The organism is Stappia sp. 28M-7, assembly GCF_014252955.1.
In the GTDB taxonomy this organism is placed as follows: domain Bacteria; phylum Pseudomonadota; class Alphaproteobacteria; order Rhizobiales; family Stappiaceae; genus Stappia.
The window spans coordinates 3,409,843-3,425,575 of the sequence record NZ_JACMIA010000001.1 but is presented as its reverse complement, the minus strand read 5'-3'; the positions used below and the strand labels follow the sequence as shown (position 1 = coordinate 3,425,575).

Annotated in this window: 15 protein-coding genes and 1 pseudogene; 2 read left to right on the top strand and 14 right to left on the bottom strand. The window is 67.8% G+C overall.

Going from position 1 to position 15,733, the window contains the following annotated elements:
* Positions 1 to 165: 165 nt before the first annotated feature.
* A complete protein-coding gene (locus H7H34_RS15370; protein ID WP_120267171.1) occupies positions 166 to 1,713 on the top strand; it encodes a 2-isopropylmalate synthase in 1,548 nt (515 codons plus the stop codon).
* Positions 1,714 to 1,828: 115 nt separating this feature from the next.
* Here the strand turns inward: H7H34_RS15370 and H7H34_RS15365 are convergent, their stop codons facing one another.
* Complete coding sequence (locus H7H34_RS15365) at positions 1,829 to 2,371, bottom strand: GNAT family N-acetyltransferase (RefSeq protein ID WP_120267172.1); 543 nt, start codon at positions 2,369 to 2,371, stop codon at positions 1,829 to 1,831.
* Between the two features lie 254 nt (positions 2,372 to 2,625).
* Positions 2,626 to 3,540, bottom strand: a complete 915-nt coding sequence (miaA, locus tag H7H34_RS15360; RefSeq protein ID WP_185925693.1) for a tRNA (adenosine(37)-N6)-dimethylallyltransferase MiaA — start codon at positions 3,538 to 3,540, stop codon at positions 2,626 to 2,628.
* Between the two features lie 32 nt (positions 3,541 to 3,572).
* Here miaA and serB point away from each other — a divergent pair, with 32 nt between their 5' ends.
* Positions 3,573 to 4,469, top strand: a complete 897-nt coding sequence (gene serB, locus H7H34_RS15355; RefSeq protein ID WP_185925692.1) for a phosphoserine phosphatase SerB — start codon at positions 3,573 to 3,575, stop codon at positions 4,467 to 4,469.
* Positions 4,470 to 4,557: 88 nt separating this feature from the next.
* On the opposite strand, the gene H7H34_RS15350 is transcribed toward serB, so the two are convergent.
* The 12 genes and pseudogenes from H7H34_RS15350 to H7H34_RS15295 all read right to left on the bottom strand — a co-directional run bounded on the left by H7H34_RS15350 (position 4,558) and on the right by H7H34_RS15295 (position 15,494).
* On the bottom strand, positions 4,558 to 6,081 hold the full coding sequence (locus H7H34_RS15350) for a DegQ family serine endoprotease (protein ID WP_185925691.1): 1,524 nt from the start codon (positions 6,079 to 6,081) through the stop codon (positions 4,558 to 4,560).
* 116 nt (positions 6,082 to 6,197) lie between these two features.
* Positions 6,198 to 6,383 carry a DUF2065 domain-containing protein gene (locus H7H34_RS15345; protein ID WP_120267176.1) on the bottom strand — a complete coding sequence of 62 codons (186 nt, stop codon included), beginning with the start codon at positions 6,381 to 6,383 and terminating at the stop codon, positions 6,198 to 6,200.
* The gene (hflC, locus tag H7H34_RS15340) at positions 6,380 to 7,312 is read right to left on the bottom strand and encodes a protease modulator HflC (protein ID WP_185925690.1); all 933 of its coding nucleotides are present in this window, start codon (positions 7,310 to 7,312) and stop codon (positions 6,380 to 6,382) included. Before hflC ends, H7H34_RS15345 begins: the two co-directional genes overlap by 4 nt.
* Positions 7,312 to 8,479: pseudogene (gene hflK / locus H7H34_RS15335) on the bottom strand (FtsH protease activity modulator HflK). Before hflK ends, hflC begins: the two are co-directional and overlap by 1 nt.
* Positions 8,480 to 8,703: 224 nt before the next feature.
* Entirely contained in the window at positions 8,704 to 9,954 is a 1,251-nt protein-coding gene (locus H7H34_RS15330; RefSeq protein WP_185925689.1) for a flavin monoamine oxidase family protein, read from the bottom strand.
* A gap of 11 nt (positions 9,955 to 9,965) precedes the next feature.
* A complete protein-coding gene (gene fghA / locus H7H34_RS15325; RefSeq protein WP_185925688.1) occupies positions 9,966 to 10,808 on the bottom strand; it encodes an S-formylglutathione hydrolase in 843 nt (280 codons plus the stop codon).
* A gap of 31 nt (positions 10,809 to 10,839) precedes the next feature.
* A complete protein-coding gene (locus H7H34_RS15320; RefSeq protein ID WP_185925687.1) occupies positions 10,840 to 11,376 on the bottom strand; it encodes a GNAT family N-acetyltransferase in 537 nt (178 codons plus the stop codon).
* 8 nt (positions 11,377 to 11,384) lie between these two features.
* Positions 11,385 to 11,795, bottom strand: a complete 411-nt coding sequence (locus H7H34_RS15315) for a helix-turn-helix domain-containing protein (RefSeq protein WP_120267182.1) — start codon at positions 11,793 to 11,795, stop codon at positions 11,385 to 11,387.
* A 97-nt stretch (positions 11,796 to 11,892) separates the two neighbouring features.
* The gene (locus tag H7H34_RS15310) at positions 11,893 to 13,002 is read right to left on the bottom strand and encodes an S-(hydroxymethyl)glutathione dehydrogenase/class III alcohol dehydrogenase (protein ID WP_120267183.1); all 1,110 of its coding nucleotides are present in this window, start codon (positions 13,000 to 13,002) and stop codon (positions 11,893 to 11,895) included.
* Between the two features lie 117 nt (positions 13,003 to 13,119).
* Positions 13,120 to 13,647 (bottom strand): dihydrofolate reductase, encoded by a 528-nt coding sequence (locus H7H34_RS15305; protein WP_185925686.1) that lies wholly within the window; start codon positions 13,645 to 13,647, stop codon positions 13,120 to 13,122.
* A gap of 118 nt (positions 13,648 to 13,765) precedes the next feature.
* Entirely contained in the window at positions 13,766 to 14,785 is a 1,020-nt protein-coding gene (ilvC, locus tag H7H34_RS15300; RefSeq protein WP_120267185.1) for a ketol-acid reductoisomerase, read from the bottom strand.
* A gap of 55 nt (positions 14,786 to 14,840) precedes the next feature.
* Positions 14,841 to 15,494 (bottom strand): TetR/AcrR family transcriptional regulator, encoded by a 654-nt coding sequence (locus H7H34_RS15295; protein ID WP_185925685.1) that lies wholly within the window; start codon positions 15,492 to 15,494, stop codon positions 14,841 to 14,843.
* Positions 15,495 to 15,733: the final 239 nt, after the last annotated feature.

The following is a 15,733-nucleotide window of genomic DNA, read 5'->3' as shown; positions in this document are numbered from 1 at the left end:
GTCACGGCGGCCTCCTTCTCCTTATCTGCCCCTGAGCACCGGCTGCCTCCCAGCGGAACGGAGGCGGGCGCTCAGGGGACGAAACCTTCACCGACCGATTGCATTTCGGCCCGCGCCCCCTAAACACGCGAGCGGCGCAGGGCCAGACCCGAAGGGAAACGGATAATGTCTGCCCAGGACCAGATCTTCATTTTCGACACCACTTTGCGCGACGGCGAGCAGTCGCCCGGCGCCTCCATGACGCTGGAAGAGAAGCTGCAGGTGGCCGAAATCCTCGACGACATGGGTGTCGACATCATCGAGGCAGGCTTTCCGATCGCGTCCAACGGCGATTTCGAGGCGGTCTCCGAGATCGCCAAGCGCACCAAGCGTTCGGTGATCGCGGGCCTCGCCCGTGCCATCCATGCCGACATCGACCGGGCGGGCGAGGCGGTACGCCATGCCGAGCGCGGCCGCATCCACACCTTCGTCTCCACCTCGCCGATCCATCTGGAGCACCAGATGAAGAAGACCGAGGCGCAGGTGCTCGACATCATCACCGACACGGTCGGCCGGGCCCGCAACCTGATCGACGACGTGGAATGGTCGGCGATGGACGCCACCCGTACGCCGATCGAGTATCTGTGCCGCTGCGTCGAGGCGGCGATCCGCGCCGGCGCCACCACGATCAACCTGCCGGACACGGTCGGCTATGCGACGCCGGACGAATACAAGTCGATGTTCGAGCAGATCCGCGCCCGCGTGCCGGATGCGGACAAGGCGATCTTCTCCGTGCATTGCCACAATGACCTGGGCCTCGCCGTCGCCAACTCGCTGGCCGGTGTCGCCGGCGGCGCGCGGCAGATCGAGTGCACGATCAACGGCCTCGGCGAGCGCGCCGGCAATGCGGCGCTGGAAGAGATCGTGATGGCGATCCGCACCCGCTCCGACGTGCTGCCCTACAGCTGCTCCGTCGAGCCGCGCTATCTGACCCGCGCCTCCAAGCTGGTTTCGGCTGTGTCCGGCTTCCCGGTCCAGTTCAACAAGGCCATCGTCGGCAAGAACGCCTTCGCGCATGAAAGCGGCATCCACCAGGACGGCATGCTGAAGAATGCCGAGACCTACGAGATCATGCGTCCCGAGGATGTGGGCGTGAAGGCCACCTCGCTGGTGATGGGCAAGCATTCGGGCCGCCATGCCTTCCGCCAGAAGCTGGAAGAGCTGGGCTACGAGATCGGCGACAACGCGTTCGAGGACGCCTTCCGCCGGTTCAAGGACCTCGCGGACCGCAAGAAGCACGTCTATGACGAGGACATCGAGGCCCTGGTCGAGAACGAGATCGCGACCCAGGGCGAGCAGATCAAGGTGATCGCACTCACGGTCATCGCCGGCACGGGCTCGGCCGGCAAGGCGATCCTGACGCTCGACGTCAACGGCCGTCACGAGACGCGCGAGTGCACGGGCGACGGTCCGATCGACGCAACGTTCAACGCCATCAAGACCATCGTGCCGCATGATGCGCGCCTGTCGCTCTACCAGGTGCATGCGGTGACGGAAGGGACCGACGCGCAGGCGGAAGTGTCCGTCCGGCTCGAGTCGAACGGCCGCATGGCGACCGGCAAGGGCGCGGATACCGACACGCTGGTGGCCTCGGCCCGCGCCTATATCTCGGCGCTCAACCGCCTGATCGCCCGCCAGAGCAAGCCGGACCACCAGGAACTCAAGGCGGTCTGAGACGCCATCGGGTCTGACGGATCGACATGAGAAAAAAGCCCCCGGCGGAGCGATCCGCCGGGGGCTTTTGTATGGGGTACTACAAGGCCGGAAAGCCGAGGGGCCGGTCTCCCGCTCAGGCGCTGGCGCGGGCGTAGCGGGCAAGGGCCGGCGAGAGCACCTGCAGGCAGTCGAAGGCGTTTCCGTCGATCACCGTACGCTGGCGCTGCGAGAAGCCGATGCCTTCCACCATGCGGCGGGCGGGGTCGTTGCCGGCGGCCACGAAGGCGATCAGATGGGTGAAATAGGTGTTCTCGAAGAACCAGGTCACCAGGGCGCTGGCCAGTTCCGAGGCGTAGCCCTTGCCCCAGAGCTGCGGCTTCAGGCAGATGCTGAGCGCCACTTCCGAGGTTTCGGGATAGACGGAAAAGCCCGCGCGGCCGGCGAATCCGCCGTCCTGCAGGGTCGCTTTCCATTGGCTGAAGCCGCGGTGGTCCTGACCCTCGATATAATCGCGTAGGCGCTGCTCGGCGTCTTCGCGCGAGCGGATCGCCTCGTGCGAGGCGAGGAAGCGGTTGACGCCCTCATCGCAATGCAGGGCGTAGAGATCGCCGGTGTCGGCGTCACTGAAGGTGGACAGACGCAGGCGCTGCGTCTCGAGAATCGCGTTGTCCGCCATGTCTCTCTCCTTGCGGGTCCGTTGCCGATGGGGGCGGCGCGGTGTCCGTAAAAGACGGTCTGGCGGGATCGGGACCTTGCGGCCCTTCCTCCGGAAGAATGGCTGTCGCGCGATCTTCGCCGCGTCGAGCCGGGGGCACATGATGGGATGTACCGGACAGTGCCTGCAGGGATTCGCGCCGGGGCGCCACAGGCCTGACCTCGTTTACGAGAAGTTTATGCGCAAATGATGGCGATTCAATCAAGAGATGTAGTTTACGCGCCTCCTCGTAAAACGCGTTGCCAGGCGGCAGTATCGGCCGGGTCGAGGCGGGGCCAGTCGCCGAGCTGGCCGCGGAAGAAGGTTTCCTGCCGCTTGGCATAGCGGCGGGTCTCGGTCGTCGCCTTCTCAACGGCATACTCCAGCCCGTCGAGATCGGCGGGAAGGGGGCCGAGCTCGCGCACGCCGATCGCCTTCATCGCAGGCAGTTCGGGATCAAGGTTGCGGGCGAGCAGGCGGCGGGCCTCTTCCACCGCGCCGGCCTCCACCATCGTGCGGAATCGGTCGGCGATGCGCTCATGCAGCCAGGGACGGGGCGGGGCAAGCACCAGGCGCGCAGCCTCCGGGCCGACCAGGACGGGACCCTGCTGCTGCTGCCAGTAGGCGAGGGAGCGGCCGGTCGCCTCCATCACTTCCAGTGCGCGCAGGATGCGCTGCGTGTCGCCGGGTTCGAGGCGGGCGGCGATCTGCGGGTCGACTTCGAGCAACCGGCGGTGAAGCGCGCCGGCGGGCGCGTCCGCGGCGTCTGCCCGCAGGCGGGTGCGAATCTCTTCCGGGATCGGCGGGACGGCGGAGAGGCCGCCCGAAAGGGCGCGGAAATAAAGGCCGGTGCCCCCGACGATGACGAGCGGTCTGCCGGCCGCGCGCGCCTCGTCCAGAACCTTGCCGATGTCCTCCAGCCAGCGGGCAACCGACCAGGGCTCGGCCGCATCGACATGGCCGTAGAGGCGATGGGGCGCCATCGCGAGATCGGCCGGCGAGGGACGGGCGGTCAGCACCTGGAGATCGGCATAGACCTGCATGCTGTCCGCATTGGCGATCCAGGCGCCATCGCGCGCCGCCAGTTCCAGGGCCAGCGCCGACTTGCCGCTCGCCGTGGGTCCGGCTATCAACGTGACCGGTTTCGCCACTTCTTCCTCATTCCCTTGCAAGGCGCTTCACGATGTCGCTTGTCGCAACCCTCGTCGCCAATCCCTCGCGCCCGGTCCTCGACGAGACGCTCGTCGCGCGGGCGCTCCATGTGTTGCCGGCGGGTGCTGCGGCCGACTGGCTGGCCGCCGGTATCGCCTGCGACCTCGCCTTCGGCGGCACGCAGGCACAGGCCGGCGAGTTCGATGCGCGCTTGCGCGAGGTGGTCGCCGACGCACCCGTCGACGTCCTTGTGCAGAAGCACGAGGGCAGACGCAAGCGCCTGCTGATCGCCGACATGGATTCCACCATGATCGGGCAGGAATGCATCGACGAACTGGCCGCCGCCATCGGCAAGAAGGACGTGATCGCGGCGATCACCGAGCGGGCGATGCGCGGCGAGCTGGAGTTCGAGCCGGCCCTGCGCGAACGTGCTGCGATGCTGGCCGGCCTGCCGGCGAGCGTGATCGGCGAGGTGCTGGCGAACCAGATCACCCTGACGCCGGGCGCGCGCGAGCTGGTCGGCACGATGCGGGCGCATGGGGCCTATTGCGCGCTGGTTTCGGGGGGCTTTACGGCTTTCACCTCGGAGATCGCCGCGCAGCTCGGTTTCCACGAGAACAAGGCGAACACGCTGGGTATCGCCGACGGGCAGCTGACCGGAACGGTTGGCGAGCCGATCCTGGGGCGCGAGGCCAAGCGCCAGCGGCTGGAGGAACTGCTGGCGGAGAAGGGGCTCGATGCGTCCTCGGCGATTGCCGTCGGCGACGGCGCCAACGATCTGGCGATGATCGAGCGGGCGGGACTGGGCGTTGCCTATCATGCAAAGCCGGCGGTCGCGGCGGCGGCCGATGCTAGGGTCGACCATGGCGACCTGACCGCGCTGCTGTATTTCCAGGGCTACCGGGCAAGCCACTTCGCCGCCGGCTGAGCCGCACGGTTCAACGGAATACGAAAAAGGCCGCGGGCGAACCCGCGGCCTTTCTTTTTTGCGTTCGGGCAGGGGCCCGCGCCTGTGCCTACGGCTCGATGGTCAGCGGGATGAAGCGGACTTCGCCCTGCGCGTTCGAGATCAGGAACAGGGCAAGGCGGCGGCTCTCGCCCTTCAGCGCGTCGACCCGGGCGATGATGTCGGCGGGCGAGGAGACAGCCTCCTGCGCAACCTCGACGATCACGTCGCCGGCGGCGATGCGCTTTTCGGCGGCACCCGAGCCATCCTCGACGGCGGTGACCACCACGCCCTTGACGTCGGCAGCGATGGAGTACTGCGTGCGCAGCTCCTCGGTGAGCGACGACAGGGTCATGCCGAGCACGGTCGGCGTCTCGTCGGCCGGAGCCTGGTCGGACGGCGCGGTGCTGTCGGCGGTGGCGGAGGCATCGGCCTCCTCGAGGCGGCCAAGCGTGACCTTCAGGGTGACTTCCTCACCCTTGCGCAGGACCACGACGGAGACTTCCTCGCCGACCGGCGTGTCGGCGACCATGCGCGGCAGGTCGTGCATGGCCGGAACGCGGGCGCCGTTGAACTCCAGCACCACGTCGCCGGCCTCGAAGCCCGCGTCTTCCGCCGGACCACCCTCGGTGATGCCGGCGATCAGCGCGCCTTCGGCCTTGTCCATGCCCAGGCTCTCGGCGATCTCGTCGGTCACTTCCTGGATGCGCACGCCGAGCCAGCCGCGGCGGGTCTCGCCGAATTCGCGCAGCTGCGCGATGACCTTGGTCGCGGTCTCGGAGGGGATCGCGAAGCCGATGCCGATCGAACCGCCCGAGGGCGAGATGATCGCGGTGTTGATGCCGATGACTTCGCCGTTGCGGTTGAACAGCGGGCCGCCGGAATTGCCGCGATTGATGGAGGCGTCGGTCTGGATGTAGTTGTCGTAGGGACCGGAATTGATGTTCCGGTTCCGGGCGGAGACGATGCCGGTGGTGACCGTGCCGCCGAGGCCGAACGGGTTGCCGATGGCCATCACCCACTCACCGACGCGCAGGCTCTCCGAATCGCCGAAGGAGACGGCCTTGAGCGGAGAGACGGGCTTCACCTTGAGCACGGCGATGTCGGTCTTGCTGTCGCGGCCGATCACCTCGGCGGCCAGCTTGCTGCCGTCGTTGAAATTGGCGGTGATCTCGTCGGCGCCCTCGATCACGTGGTTGTTCGTGATGATGATGCCTTCCTCGCCGTCGATGACGAAGCCGGAGCCGAGCGACTGCACCCGGCGCGGGCGACTGTTGTCGCGGTTCTGCCGGTTGAAGAACTCGTCGAAAAACTCCTGGAAGGGAGAGCCTTCCGGCACCTGCGGCAGCGGCACGGAGCGCTGTGCGGTGACGTTCTGCGCCGTGGAGATATTGACCACCGCGTCGAGCAGGGATTCTGCAAGATCGGGGATCGAGTCCGGAGCCTGGGCCCGGGCCACGCCGTAATCGGCGAGCGTTGCGGGCACGGCCAGGGCCAGGGCGAGGGCGGCGGCGGCAAGCCGGCGCGCAATACGGCGGGAGCCTGCCGTCGCGGACGGGCTGGCCTGACGCTGGTGGGTGTTCAACAGGGCCATAGGCCGTTGTCCTCCATCTGGGTTCGGGGGACGCACCCCGCGATCTCTGGCGACCGGCCGGAACGCGAGGCGCCCCGGCCGGTCCTGATAAGTCTGCTTCCGTGTTCTCGCGAAGGTTATCCGCGGACAAGCCAGACGATGAAAACGCCGATTATGGCGGCAATCAGTCCACCTGTCCGCAGGACTCCTTCAGGCAGCTCCAGCATTTGCCGGATCGCCTGTTTCATGCCTCCCGGAGCGAGCGCGTAAAGCGCTCCCTCGAGAGCCAGGACAAGGCCCAGTGCGACCCAGAGATCGCTCACTGGGCGAGCGGACCCCGAGCGACCGGCGCCTCGCCGCTGGCGGCGGGCGCCTGGGGCCGGGGAGCGCCGCTGGGATCGCGGAAGTAACGGAAGAACTCGGAGGTCGGCGACAGGACCATGGAGGTGTCGCCGGCCTTCAGGCCTTCCGCATAGGCCTGCATCGAACGATAGAAGCTGAAGAACTCCGGATCGCGGGTGAAGGCATCCGCGAAGATGCGGTTCCGTTCCGCATCGCCGTCACCGCGGATCACCTCGGCGTCGCGCTTGGCCTCGGCGACGATGACGGTGGAATCGCGCTCGGCACGCGAGCGGATCCGCTGCGCCTGCTCGGCGCCCTGCGCACGGATCTCGGTCGCCTCGCGCTGACGCTCCGTCTGCATGCGGCGGAACACCGCATCGGAGTTGGTCTGCGGCAGGTCGGCCCGGCGGATCTTCACGTCCACCACCTCGATGCCGATGGGGGCGGCGCGCGAGGCGACGTCCTGGCGGATCTGGTCCATCAGGCCGGAACGGTCGTCACGCACCATCTGCACGAAGGTGGCGCGCGCGAGCACCGAACGAAGGCTCGACTGCAGGAAGGTGGACAGGCGCTGGTTCGCCTCGCCGATATTGTTCACCGTCTGGTAGAACAGCACCGGATCGGTGATGCGGTAGCGGGCGAAGGCGTCGACGACCAGGCGCTTCTTGTCCGACAGGATCGGCTCGATGAGCGGCATGTTCAGATCGAGCACGCGCTTGTCGAAATAGACCACGTTCTGGACGAAGGGGATCTTGAACTTCAGGCCCGGTTCCTGTTCCGCGCGCCTGATCTCGCCGAACTGCAGCACCAGCGCCTGCTGGGCCGGGTTGACGATGAAGATCGACAGGTAGAGTGCGACTGCGGCAAGGGCGACGATGATGCCGCCGATCCCGAAAAGACCGTTCTTCATCACTGGTTGCCTCCGCTGCGGGCGGCGCCCTGGTTTCGGTTGAGCTGGTCGAGCGGCAGGTAGGGCACGACGCCCGAGCCGCTGGCGCTCTCGTCGATGATGATCTTGGTGTTGCGGCCAAGGACCTGTTCGAGCGTCTCCAGATACAGGCGCTCGCGGGTCACGTCCGGAGCCTTCTGGTACTCGTCCAGGATCTTCACGAAGCGCTGCGCCTGACCGTTGGCCTCGGCGACCGTCTGCTCGCGATAGGCGTTGGCGGCTTCGAGAATGCGGGCAGACTCGCCTCGAGCTTCCGGCACGACGCGGTTGGCATAGGCCTGCGCCTCGTTCTGGATGCGCTCCTGGTCGGCACGGGCGGCCTGCACGTCGCGGAAGGCCTCGATGACCTGCTGCGGCGGATCGACCTTCTGCATCTGCACCTCGGTAACCTCGACGCCGGCGCCGTAGCCGTCCAGCGCGGTCTGCATCAGCTCCTGCACGGCGATCTGGATCGGAGTACGGTTCTCACCCAGAATGGCGTCGATGTTGCTCTCGCCGACGACCTCGCGCATGGCGCTCTCGGCGACGGCCTTCACGGTGCCGTCCGGATCCTGGATGTTGAAAAGGAAATTGGACACGCCTTCCGGCGTGTTGCGGATGCGCCACTGCACCTTGAAGTCGACGTCGACGATGTTTTCGTCGCCGGTCAGCATCAGGCTTTCCTCAACCACGTCCTGGCTGGTGACACGGGTGCCGCTGACGCTCTCGCGCAGGCCCACGGTGATTTCGCGAATGCGCAGGACTTCCGGCGTAAAGACGGTGCCGACGGGGTAGGGCCAGTTGTAGTTCAGACCGGGCGCAGTCTGGCCGGTAACCTTGCCGAAGACCAGTTCGACACCGACCTGGCCCTGCTCGACCCGGTAAGCCCCGGTCGCGAGCCAGATACAGGCTGCGATGATCAGCGCCAGCAGGATTCCCTTGAAGCCGAGATTGCCGCCACCGGGCAGTACGGTTTTCAGCGTGTTCTGGCTGCGCTTCAGCAGCTCTTCCAGGTCCGGCGGGTTTCCGCCACCACCGCCGCCACGCTGCGGGCCGCCCCCAAGGGCCGCCACCGCCGGAACCGCCCCAGGGGCCACCGCCCCCGCCGCCCTTCCAGCCGCCGCCACCATTCTGGTTGCTCCAAGGCATCAAGACATCCTTCACTGGGGAAACGGCACGGTGCCGTTTCCGGTTGTTCGTCGACACGCCACGCGGGCCTTGTCGGGTTATAGGGAGATTGCCCCCGCCTTTCAACGAAAGCCGGTGCCTGCACCACCCTTTCGAAGTGGCGACGAGCCCGGGCGATGTCAATGCGCGCACGGCGGAAAACAGCCGTTTCGCCGCGACCGGTGACGAATTGGCGCAAGGATGGTTTACGACCGTCCCGCAATCACCTGCGCGGCTGCCGCAAGACCGGTCTCGCGTGCCCCGTGGGCGGTGGAAAATGCCGCTTCCGAGACGGCCTCGCCGGCGATGAAAAGCCGCTCGCCGACCGGTTGCCGCAGCACTGCCCGGGCTCCCGCATGGCCAGGCAGGGCACAGGAGTAGGCACCGAGCACATGCGGGTCCGAGCCCCAATGGGTCGCGGTCGCAGCGCGCACCCGGCGAGCGATATCGTTGCCGAGCATGTCTTTCAGCGCCTCCAGGGCAAACCCTGTCATCGCCGCCTCGCCCTCGCTCTCCAGCGCCTTCGCCGCTTCGCCGCAGAGCTGGCCGACGACCAGCGGCCAGCCGAGATGATTGGCGACGAAGTTGACCGGCGGGCGGTCCGGCCGGTCGGGATCGAGGGTGTCGACATAAACGTTCTCGCCGAACTCAGCCAGCGGGGCATCCAGCAGGAAGGCGACCTTTTCGGCGAGGCCGGTCGGGCAGCCGGCGGCGGCCTCGCTCACTTCCGCCGGCAGATCGGGGAGGAAGCGGATCGCGCCGCTGGCGATCACATTGGTGGACACGGTGAGGATGACATGCCCGGCGCGCAAGGTGCCGCGGTTCGTCTCGATCCGGATCGGCGTGTCGCGTGTGTCTATGCTGCGGACGTCGACCCGCAGATGCACGGGTACATGCGCCGAGGTGCGGGCGACAAGCGCGCCGTAGCCGTCGGAAACCGGCCAGTTCTCGTAAGTGTCGGCATAGGCGGCAAGATCGAGCGCCGAGATGCGCTCCGGCGGCAGGGCGGACAGCAACGTCAGCCAGTGACGGGCAAGGCGCCACCAGGGGCCGGAGGTGTCGCAGCCCGCAATGGCCGGCCGGTCCGGCTCGCCGGGGCCGGCGGCGGCGGCCTCGAAGGCCGCTTCGACCGCGTTCCAGGCTTCGCGGGCGGTCTGTGCATCCGCCTTGGTGCTGCCGAGGAAGAGGTCGGCCGACCGCCGTGTGCTGCGCACCATGTAGCGCATGCCGAGCCGGTCGGCCGCCGCGCGGAAGGGATTGCGCGAGGCGCTGTGCAGCCAGTGGCAGCCCCGGTCGAAGGGGATGCCGCCGAAGACATGGCGATCGGTCCAGGCCCGTCCGCCGACCCGCTCCTTGGCTTCCAGCACGGCAAAGCTCAGCCCGCTGGCAGCGAGACGCTCGCCGGCGGCAAGCCCCGCCGCGCCGGCCCCGATAACGATGACGTCGTACTCGCCCACAGCGCCGCTCCTCAGCCGGTCAGGCGCGCCGCATGCCAGGCGACATGGTCGGCGAGGAAGGTGGAGATGAAATAGTAGGAGTGGTCGTAGCCGCCCTGCATGCGCAAGGTGAGGTCGACGCCGGACTTGCGGCAGGCTCGCTCGAAATTCCAGGGCTTGAGCTGCTCTTCCAGGAAGCCGTCGGCGGTGCCCTGGTCGATCAGGATGTCGCCGGACCAGCCGGTGTGCTCGACCAGATGGCAGGCGTCATGGGCGGCCCAGGCCGCGCGATCCGCGCCGAGATAGGCGCTGAAGGCCTTCTCGCCCCAGGGGCAGTCGAGCGGATTGACGATCGGGGCGAAGGCCGAGACTGAGCGGAAGCGGTCGGGATGCTTCATGGCAAGGGTCAGGGCGCCATGGCCGCCCATCGAGTGGCCGGTGACGCCGACGGCGCCTTCCCACACGGGCAGCTCGGCCGAGACGAGGTCGAAGAGCTCGCGCGCGACGTAGCTCTCCATCGCGAAATTCGGCGCCCAGGGTGCCTGGGTGGCATCGATGTAGAAGCCGGCGCCCAGGCCGAGATCATAGGCGGCATCGTTGGCGACGCCCTCGCCGCGCGGGCTGGTGTCCGGGGCGATGAGAATCAGCCCGTACTCGGCGGCAAGACGCTGGTAGCCGGCCTTGGTGGTGGCGTTCTCCCAGGTGCAGGTGAGGCCCGAGAGATAGAAGAGGGTGGGGCAGGCCTCGCCGCGCAGGGCCTCGGCCGGCAGGAAGGCGGCGAATTCCATGTCCGTTCCGGTGGCGGTGGAGGCATGGCGATAGACGCGCTGCTCGCCGCCGAAAGCGCGGGCGGAAGAAATGGTGTCGAGGGTCATGGACATCGGCTCTCGCGTGATGGGGAGGGGGTCAGGTGTCGTGCGAGGCGGGATCGCGCAGCATGTCGACATGCGGGATCCCGTCTTCCAGGTAGGTTTCGGACACGGGCATGAAGCCGTGGCCGGCGTAGAAAGCCGTCAGATGCGCCTGCGCCGACAGGGCCTGCGGGCAGCCCGGCGCGATGCGCCGTGCCTCCGCAAGCGCCGCGCGCATCAGGTAGTCGCCAAGGCCGGTGCCGCGCCAGGCCGGTGCAACGACGATGCGCCCAATGCGCAGCGGTTCGCCCGCCGCTTGCGGCCTCAGCAGGCGCAGGCAGGCGGCAAGGTTCTCATCATCCGGGCCGTTTTCGCCGGGTGCGCTCACCAGCAGATGGCGGGCCTGCGGGTCGCGGCCATCGATCTCCGGATAGGGGCAGGCCTGCTCGACGACGAAGACATCGACGCGCAGGCGAAGCATGGCATGGAGCTGGCGCGGCGAGAGCTCGTCCATCTCCGCCCACAGGGCGGCGAGGGGCGGTCTGCCGGCTATTGCCGGAAGGGCGGGGGCGCCGAGCGTGGGGCTGGTCATGGGTGCGCTCACGCGCCGGGACCCGGCGCGTCCTTGCCGACGAGACGGCCGATCTGCTCGACCTGTGCCTCCAGGCGGTCCAGTGCCTCGCCGGTGCGCTCGTGCGTCTCGCGAAGCAGCTTGAGGCTCGAAGCGATCAGCGCCATTTCGCTCGCCAGCGGGGTCTCGGCCGGCGCATCGCCGAGGCCGTAGAGCAGCCAGGTGGGACTGACGCCGAGAAAGCCGGCCAGCATGGTCAGCCGGTTGGCGCGGGGCTCCGACCGGCCGGTCTCCCAGGCGTTGACGGTCGCGGTCTTGACGCCGAGGCGCCGGGCGAGCTGGGCGGAGGAGAAATTCGCCGCCTCGCGTGCGCGGCGAATGCGCCCGCCGATGGTGTCGCCGTCGCGCGGCTCCGCCCACATGTTCTCGGTCTCGCTCATCGGTCCCCCCGGTTCGTGCTGCTTGCGCCGCAGGTGCGGCTTGCCCCGCAAGCGGGGCGCGGTGCGGGCCGGGGGCGGTGCCTCCGGCCCGCCTTGATCAGAACGTCACGACGGAACGGATCGACTTGCCGTCGTGCATCAGGTCGAAGGCCTTGTTGATCTCCTCGAGCGGCATGGTGTGCGTGATCATGCTGTCGATCTCGATCTTGCCGTCCATGTACCAGTCGACGATCTTCGGCACGTCGGTCCGGCCGCGCGCGCCGCCGAAGGCCGAGCCGCGCCAGGAACGGCCGGTGACCAGCTGGAACGGACGGGTGGAGATCTCCTGTCCGGCACCGGCGACGCCGATGATGATCGACTCGCCCCAGCCCTTGTGGGCGCATTCCAGCGCCTGGCGCATGGTGTCGGTGCGGCCGATGCACTCGAAGGAATAATCCGCGCCGCCCTTGGTGAGGTCGACGAGATAGGGAACGAGGTCGCCCTCGACTTCCAGCGGGTTGACGAAGTGGGTCATGCCGTAGCGCTCGGCCATGGCCTTCTTGTCGGGGTTGATGTCGACGCCGACGATCATGTTGGCGCCGACGAGGCGGGCACCCTGGATGACGTTCAGGCCGATGCCGCCGAGGCCGAAGACCACGACATTGGAGCCCGGCTCGACCTTGGCGGTGTTGATGACCGCACCGATGCCGGTGGTGACGCCGCAGCCGATGTAGCAGATCTTGTCGAAAGGCGCGTCGGGACGGACCTTGGCGAGCGCGATCTCAGGCAGCACCGTGTAGTTGGCGAAGGTCGAGGTGCCCATGTAGTGGAAGATCTTCTCGCCGCCGATGGAGAAGCGCGAGGAGCCGTCCGGCATCACGCCCGCGCCCTGCGTGGAGCGGATCTTTTGGCACAGGTTGGTCTTCGGGTTGAGGCAGTACTCGCACTCGCGGCACTCGGGCGTGTAGAGCGGAATGACGTGGTCGCCCGGCTTCAGCGAGGTCACGCCCTTGCCGACCTCGACGACGACGCCGGCGCCCTCATGACCGAGAATGGCCGGGAACAGGCCTTCCGGATCGTCGCCCGACAGGGTGAAAGCATCGGTGTGGCACACGCCGGTCGCCTTGATCTCGACCAGCACCTCGAAGGCGCGCGGGCCTTCGACCTGCACCGTTTCGATCGACAGCGGCTGGCCGGCCTTGAAGGCGACTGCAGCACGTACGTCCATGGGAAACCTCCAGCTATGGGACGAGGTAGGATAGGAAAACGCTTCCGCTCCGCTTTGGAGAGCGATCCTAGGAAATTGGGCCGGCGGGCGAAAGGCCCGAGGCGACAAACAGGCGTCTCAGCGCGACGGCGCCTGTGTACAGCGGCGAAAGGTCAGGAAGGTGACGTCGGCCGTGTCCTTCTCGCCGCGCGGCGGCGTCTCGCGCGCCACTTCCTGCCAGAGCTGCGGGTCGATCTTCGGGAACAGCGTGTCGCCGGCGGGCGCGGCATGCACGCGGGTGATCTCCAGCCGGTCGGCCATGGGCAGGGCAGCCGAGTAGATCGTGCCGCCACCGATGACCATCACCGCGTCGCCCGCGGTCTCGCCGGCAAGCGCAAAGGCTTCGTCGAGCGAGCCGGCGCGCGCGACGCCCTCATGTGCCCAGCCCGCATCGCGGGTGACGACGATGTTGCGGCGACCGGGCAGCGGGCGGCCGATGGACTCGAAGGTCTTGCGGCCCATCACGACCGGATGGCCGAGCGTCAGGCGCTTGAACCGCTTCAGGTCGGTGGAGAGTTTCCAGGGCATGTCGCCATCCGAGCCGATGACGTCGTTCTCGCCGACGGCGGCGATCAGCACGATCTCGGGTCTTGCGGATGCGGTCATCTCTGGCTCCTGGCGGGTGTTGTCGACGCCTCTAGTAGCGCCGTCGCCCGCAAATGAAAACGGCCCGCGGGTGCGGGCCGTCTCCGTTTCGCTCCGGCGGGGCCGGAAGCGTATGGGATCAGTTGCGCTCCTTGTCGACCAGGGCGCCCTTCTTGATCCACGGCATCATGCCGCGCAGCTTCTCGCCGACTTCCTCGATCTGGTGGGAATCGTTGAGGCGACGGGTCGCCTTGAAGCGGGCCTGGCCGCCCTTGCATTCCTGCATCCACTCCGAGGTGAACTTGCCGGTCTGGATGTCGGTCAGGATGCGCTTCATCTCGGCCTTGGTCTCCGAGGTCACGACGCGCGGACCGGACATGTACTCACCCCACTCGGCGGTGTTCGAGATGGAGTAGTTCATGTTGGCGATGCCACCCTCGTAGATGAGGTCGACGATGAGCTTCACCTCGTGGAGGCACTCGAAATAGGCCATCTCCGGAGCGTAGCCGGCCTCAACCAGCGTCTCGAAGCCGGCGCGGATCAGCTCGACCAGACCGCCGCACAGGACTGCCTGCTCGCCGAACAGGTCGGTCTCGCACTCTTCCTTGAAGGTGGTCTCGATGATGCCCGAACGGCCGCCGCCGACGCCGCAGGCATAGGCCAGGCCGAGGTCCAGGGCGTTGCCCGAAGCGTCCTGATGAACGGCGACGAGGCACGGCACGCCGCCGCCCTTCTCGTACTCGCCGCGGACGGTGTGGCCCGGGCCCTTCGGAGCGACCATGAGGACGTCGACGGTCGACTTGGCCTCGATCAGGCCGAAATGGACGTTCAGGCCGTGCGCGAAGGCAATGGCGGCGCCGTCACGGATGTTGTCGGCGATGTGGTCGCGGTAGATGTCGGCCTGGAGCTCGTCCGGGGTGGCCATCATCATCAGGTCGGCCCAGCCGGCCGCCTCGGCGACGCTCATGACCTTGAGGCCGTCGGCCTCGACCTTCTTGGCGGTGGTGGAGCCGGGGCGCAGGGCCACGACGATGTCCTTGACGCCGGAATCCTTGAGGTTCAGCGCATGGGCGCGGCCCTGGCTGCCATAGCCGATGACGGCGACCTTCTTGGACTTGATGAGGTTGAGGTCGGCATCGCGATCATAATAAACGCGCATCTGGTATCTCCCGTTTGGCGTTTTGGGTTGGACCGGGAACCTTTCCCGGCCGGGGTCAGCTCCGTCCCGACCGTGCGCTGTCGCGCGGAAGCGGCGGATGAAGGGTGATGAACTGGTCGACGGCGCGGCGCGCTTGACCGGCGAAGTCGGCATCCTCGCCGAGCGGAGGCTGGCCGAGCAGCCAGCGGCCATGGGCATCGCGCACGATGAGGCCGTAAAGCGTGCGGTAGGCCTCCGTCGCGTCCTGGAAGTCGATGTGCCCCTGGTCGCGGCCCGCCTCCAGCAGGGTGCGGGCGCGAGTGGCGATGCGCTCGCGGCCGCGCTCCAGCAGCAGGCGGCCGAGCGGGGCGCCGTGCCGGCTGGCATGGGCGATGGCGATCCGGTTGAGCGCCAGCGAGGTGTCGCCGGCCAGCACCGTCAGCAGATCCTCGGCGAAGGTCGCAAGGCGGCCGCGGAATTCGGCAAGGTCGAGGGCGCCCGCGCTCTCGCTCGGCACCCGCACCTTGGCGGCCTGGTGCGCGACGATGGCCGCCAGCAAACCGTCGCGGTCGCCGAACCAGCGATAGAGGCTTTCCTTCGAGCAGTTCGCCGCACGCGCCACCGCCGAGGTGGTCAGCGCCTTCTCGCCGCCATCGACGACAAGACGCAGGGCCGAGGCGAGGACCTCGTTCTGGCGCGGCGTGAAATCGCTGTCGGGGACGGGCGGCATCGGGGGCAAGGTTCTGCGAGCTGGAGAGACGGGCGAAGCGACGCCGAAGGGCCGGGTTCCGCGCGTGGGAAATTTCTGGTACCGTACGGTACGGTTCGGCGGGCACACTCGCGCGGATGCCGGATCGCGTCAAGGGGAAATCCGGCGCAGAACCCGGCGATCCCGACAGCCCGGCCGGCGTTGCAGAAAAGACACGCCAGACGGACGATCCCTCACGGGAAGCTTGCACCCCTTGCCGA

Bases quoted from the DNA above. Each gene is read 5' to 3' on its own strand.
- H7H34_RS15295 (WP_185925685.1), bottom strand. From the start codon at position 15,494: ATGCCGCCCGTCCCCGACAGCGATTTCACGCCGCGCCAGAACGAGGTC.
- hflC (WP_185925690.1), bottom strand. From the start codon at position 7,312: ATGAAGAACGGTCTTTTCGGGATCGGCGGCATCATCGTCGCCCTTGCC.
- ilvC (WP_120267185.1), bottom strand. From the start codon at position 14,785: ATGCGCGTTTATTATGATCGCGATGCCGACCTCAACCTCATCAAGTCC.
- fghA (WP_185925688.1), bottom strand. From the start codon at position 10,808: ATGACCCTCGACACCATTTCTTCCGCCCGCGCTTTCGGCGGCGAGCAG.
- H7H34_RS15350 (WP_185925691.1), bottom strand. From the start codon at position 6,081: ATGGCCCTGTTGAACACCCACCAGCGTCAGGCCAGCCCGTCCGCGACG.
- H7H34_RS15310 (WP_120267183.1), bottom strand. From the start codon at position 13,002: ATGGACGTACGTGCTGCAGTCGCCTTCAAGGCCGGCCAGCCGCTGTCG.
- H7H34_RS15315 (WP_120267182.1), bottom strand. From the start codon at position 11,795: ATGAGCGAGACCGAGAACATGTGGGCGGAGCCGCGCGACGGCGACACC.
- H7H34_RS15305 (WP_185925686.1), bottom strand. From the start codon at position 13,647: ATGACCGCATCCGCAAGACCCGAGATCGTGCTGATCGCCGCCGTCGGC.
- H7H34_RS15320 (WP_185925687.1), bottom strand. From the start codon at position 11,376: ATGACCAGCCCCACGCTCGGCGCCCCCGCCCTTCCGGCAATAGCCGGC.
- serB (WP_185925692.1), top strand. From the start codon at position 3,573: ATGTCGCTTGTCGCAACCCTCGTCGCCAATCCCTCGCGCCCGGTCCTC.
- H7H34_RS15370 (WP_120267171.1), top strand. From the start codon at position 166: ATGTCTGCCCAGGACCAGATCTTCATTTTCGACACCACTTTGCGCGAC.
- H7H34_RS15365 (WP_120267172.1), bottom strand. From the start codon at position 2,371: ATGGCGGACAACGCGATTCTCGAGACGCAGCGCCTGCGTCTGTCCACC.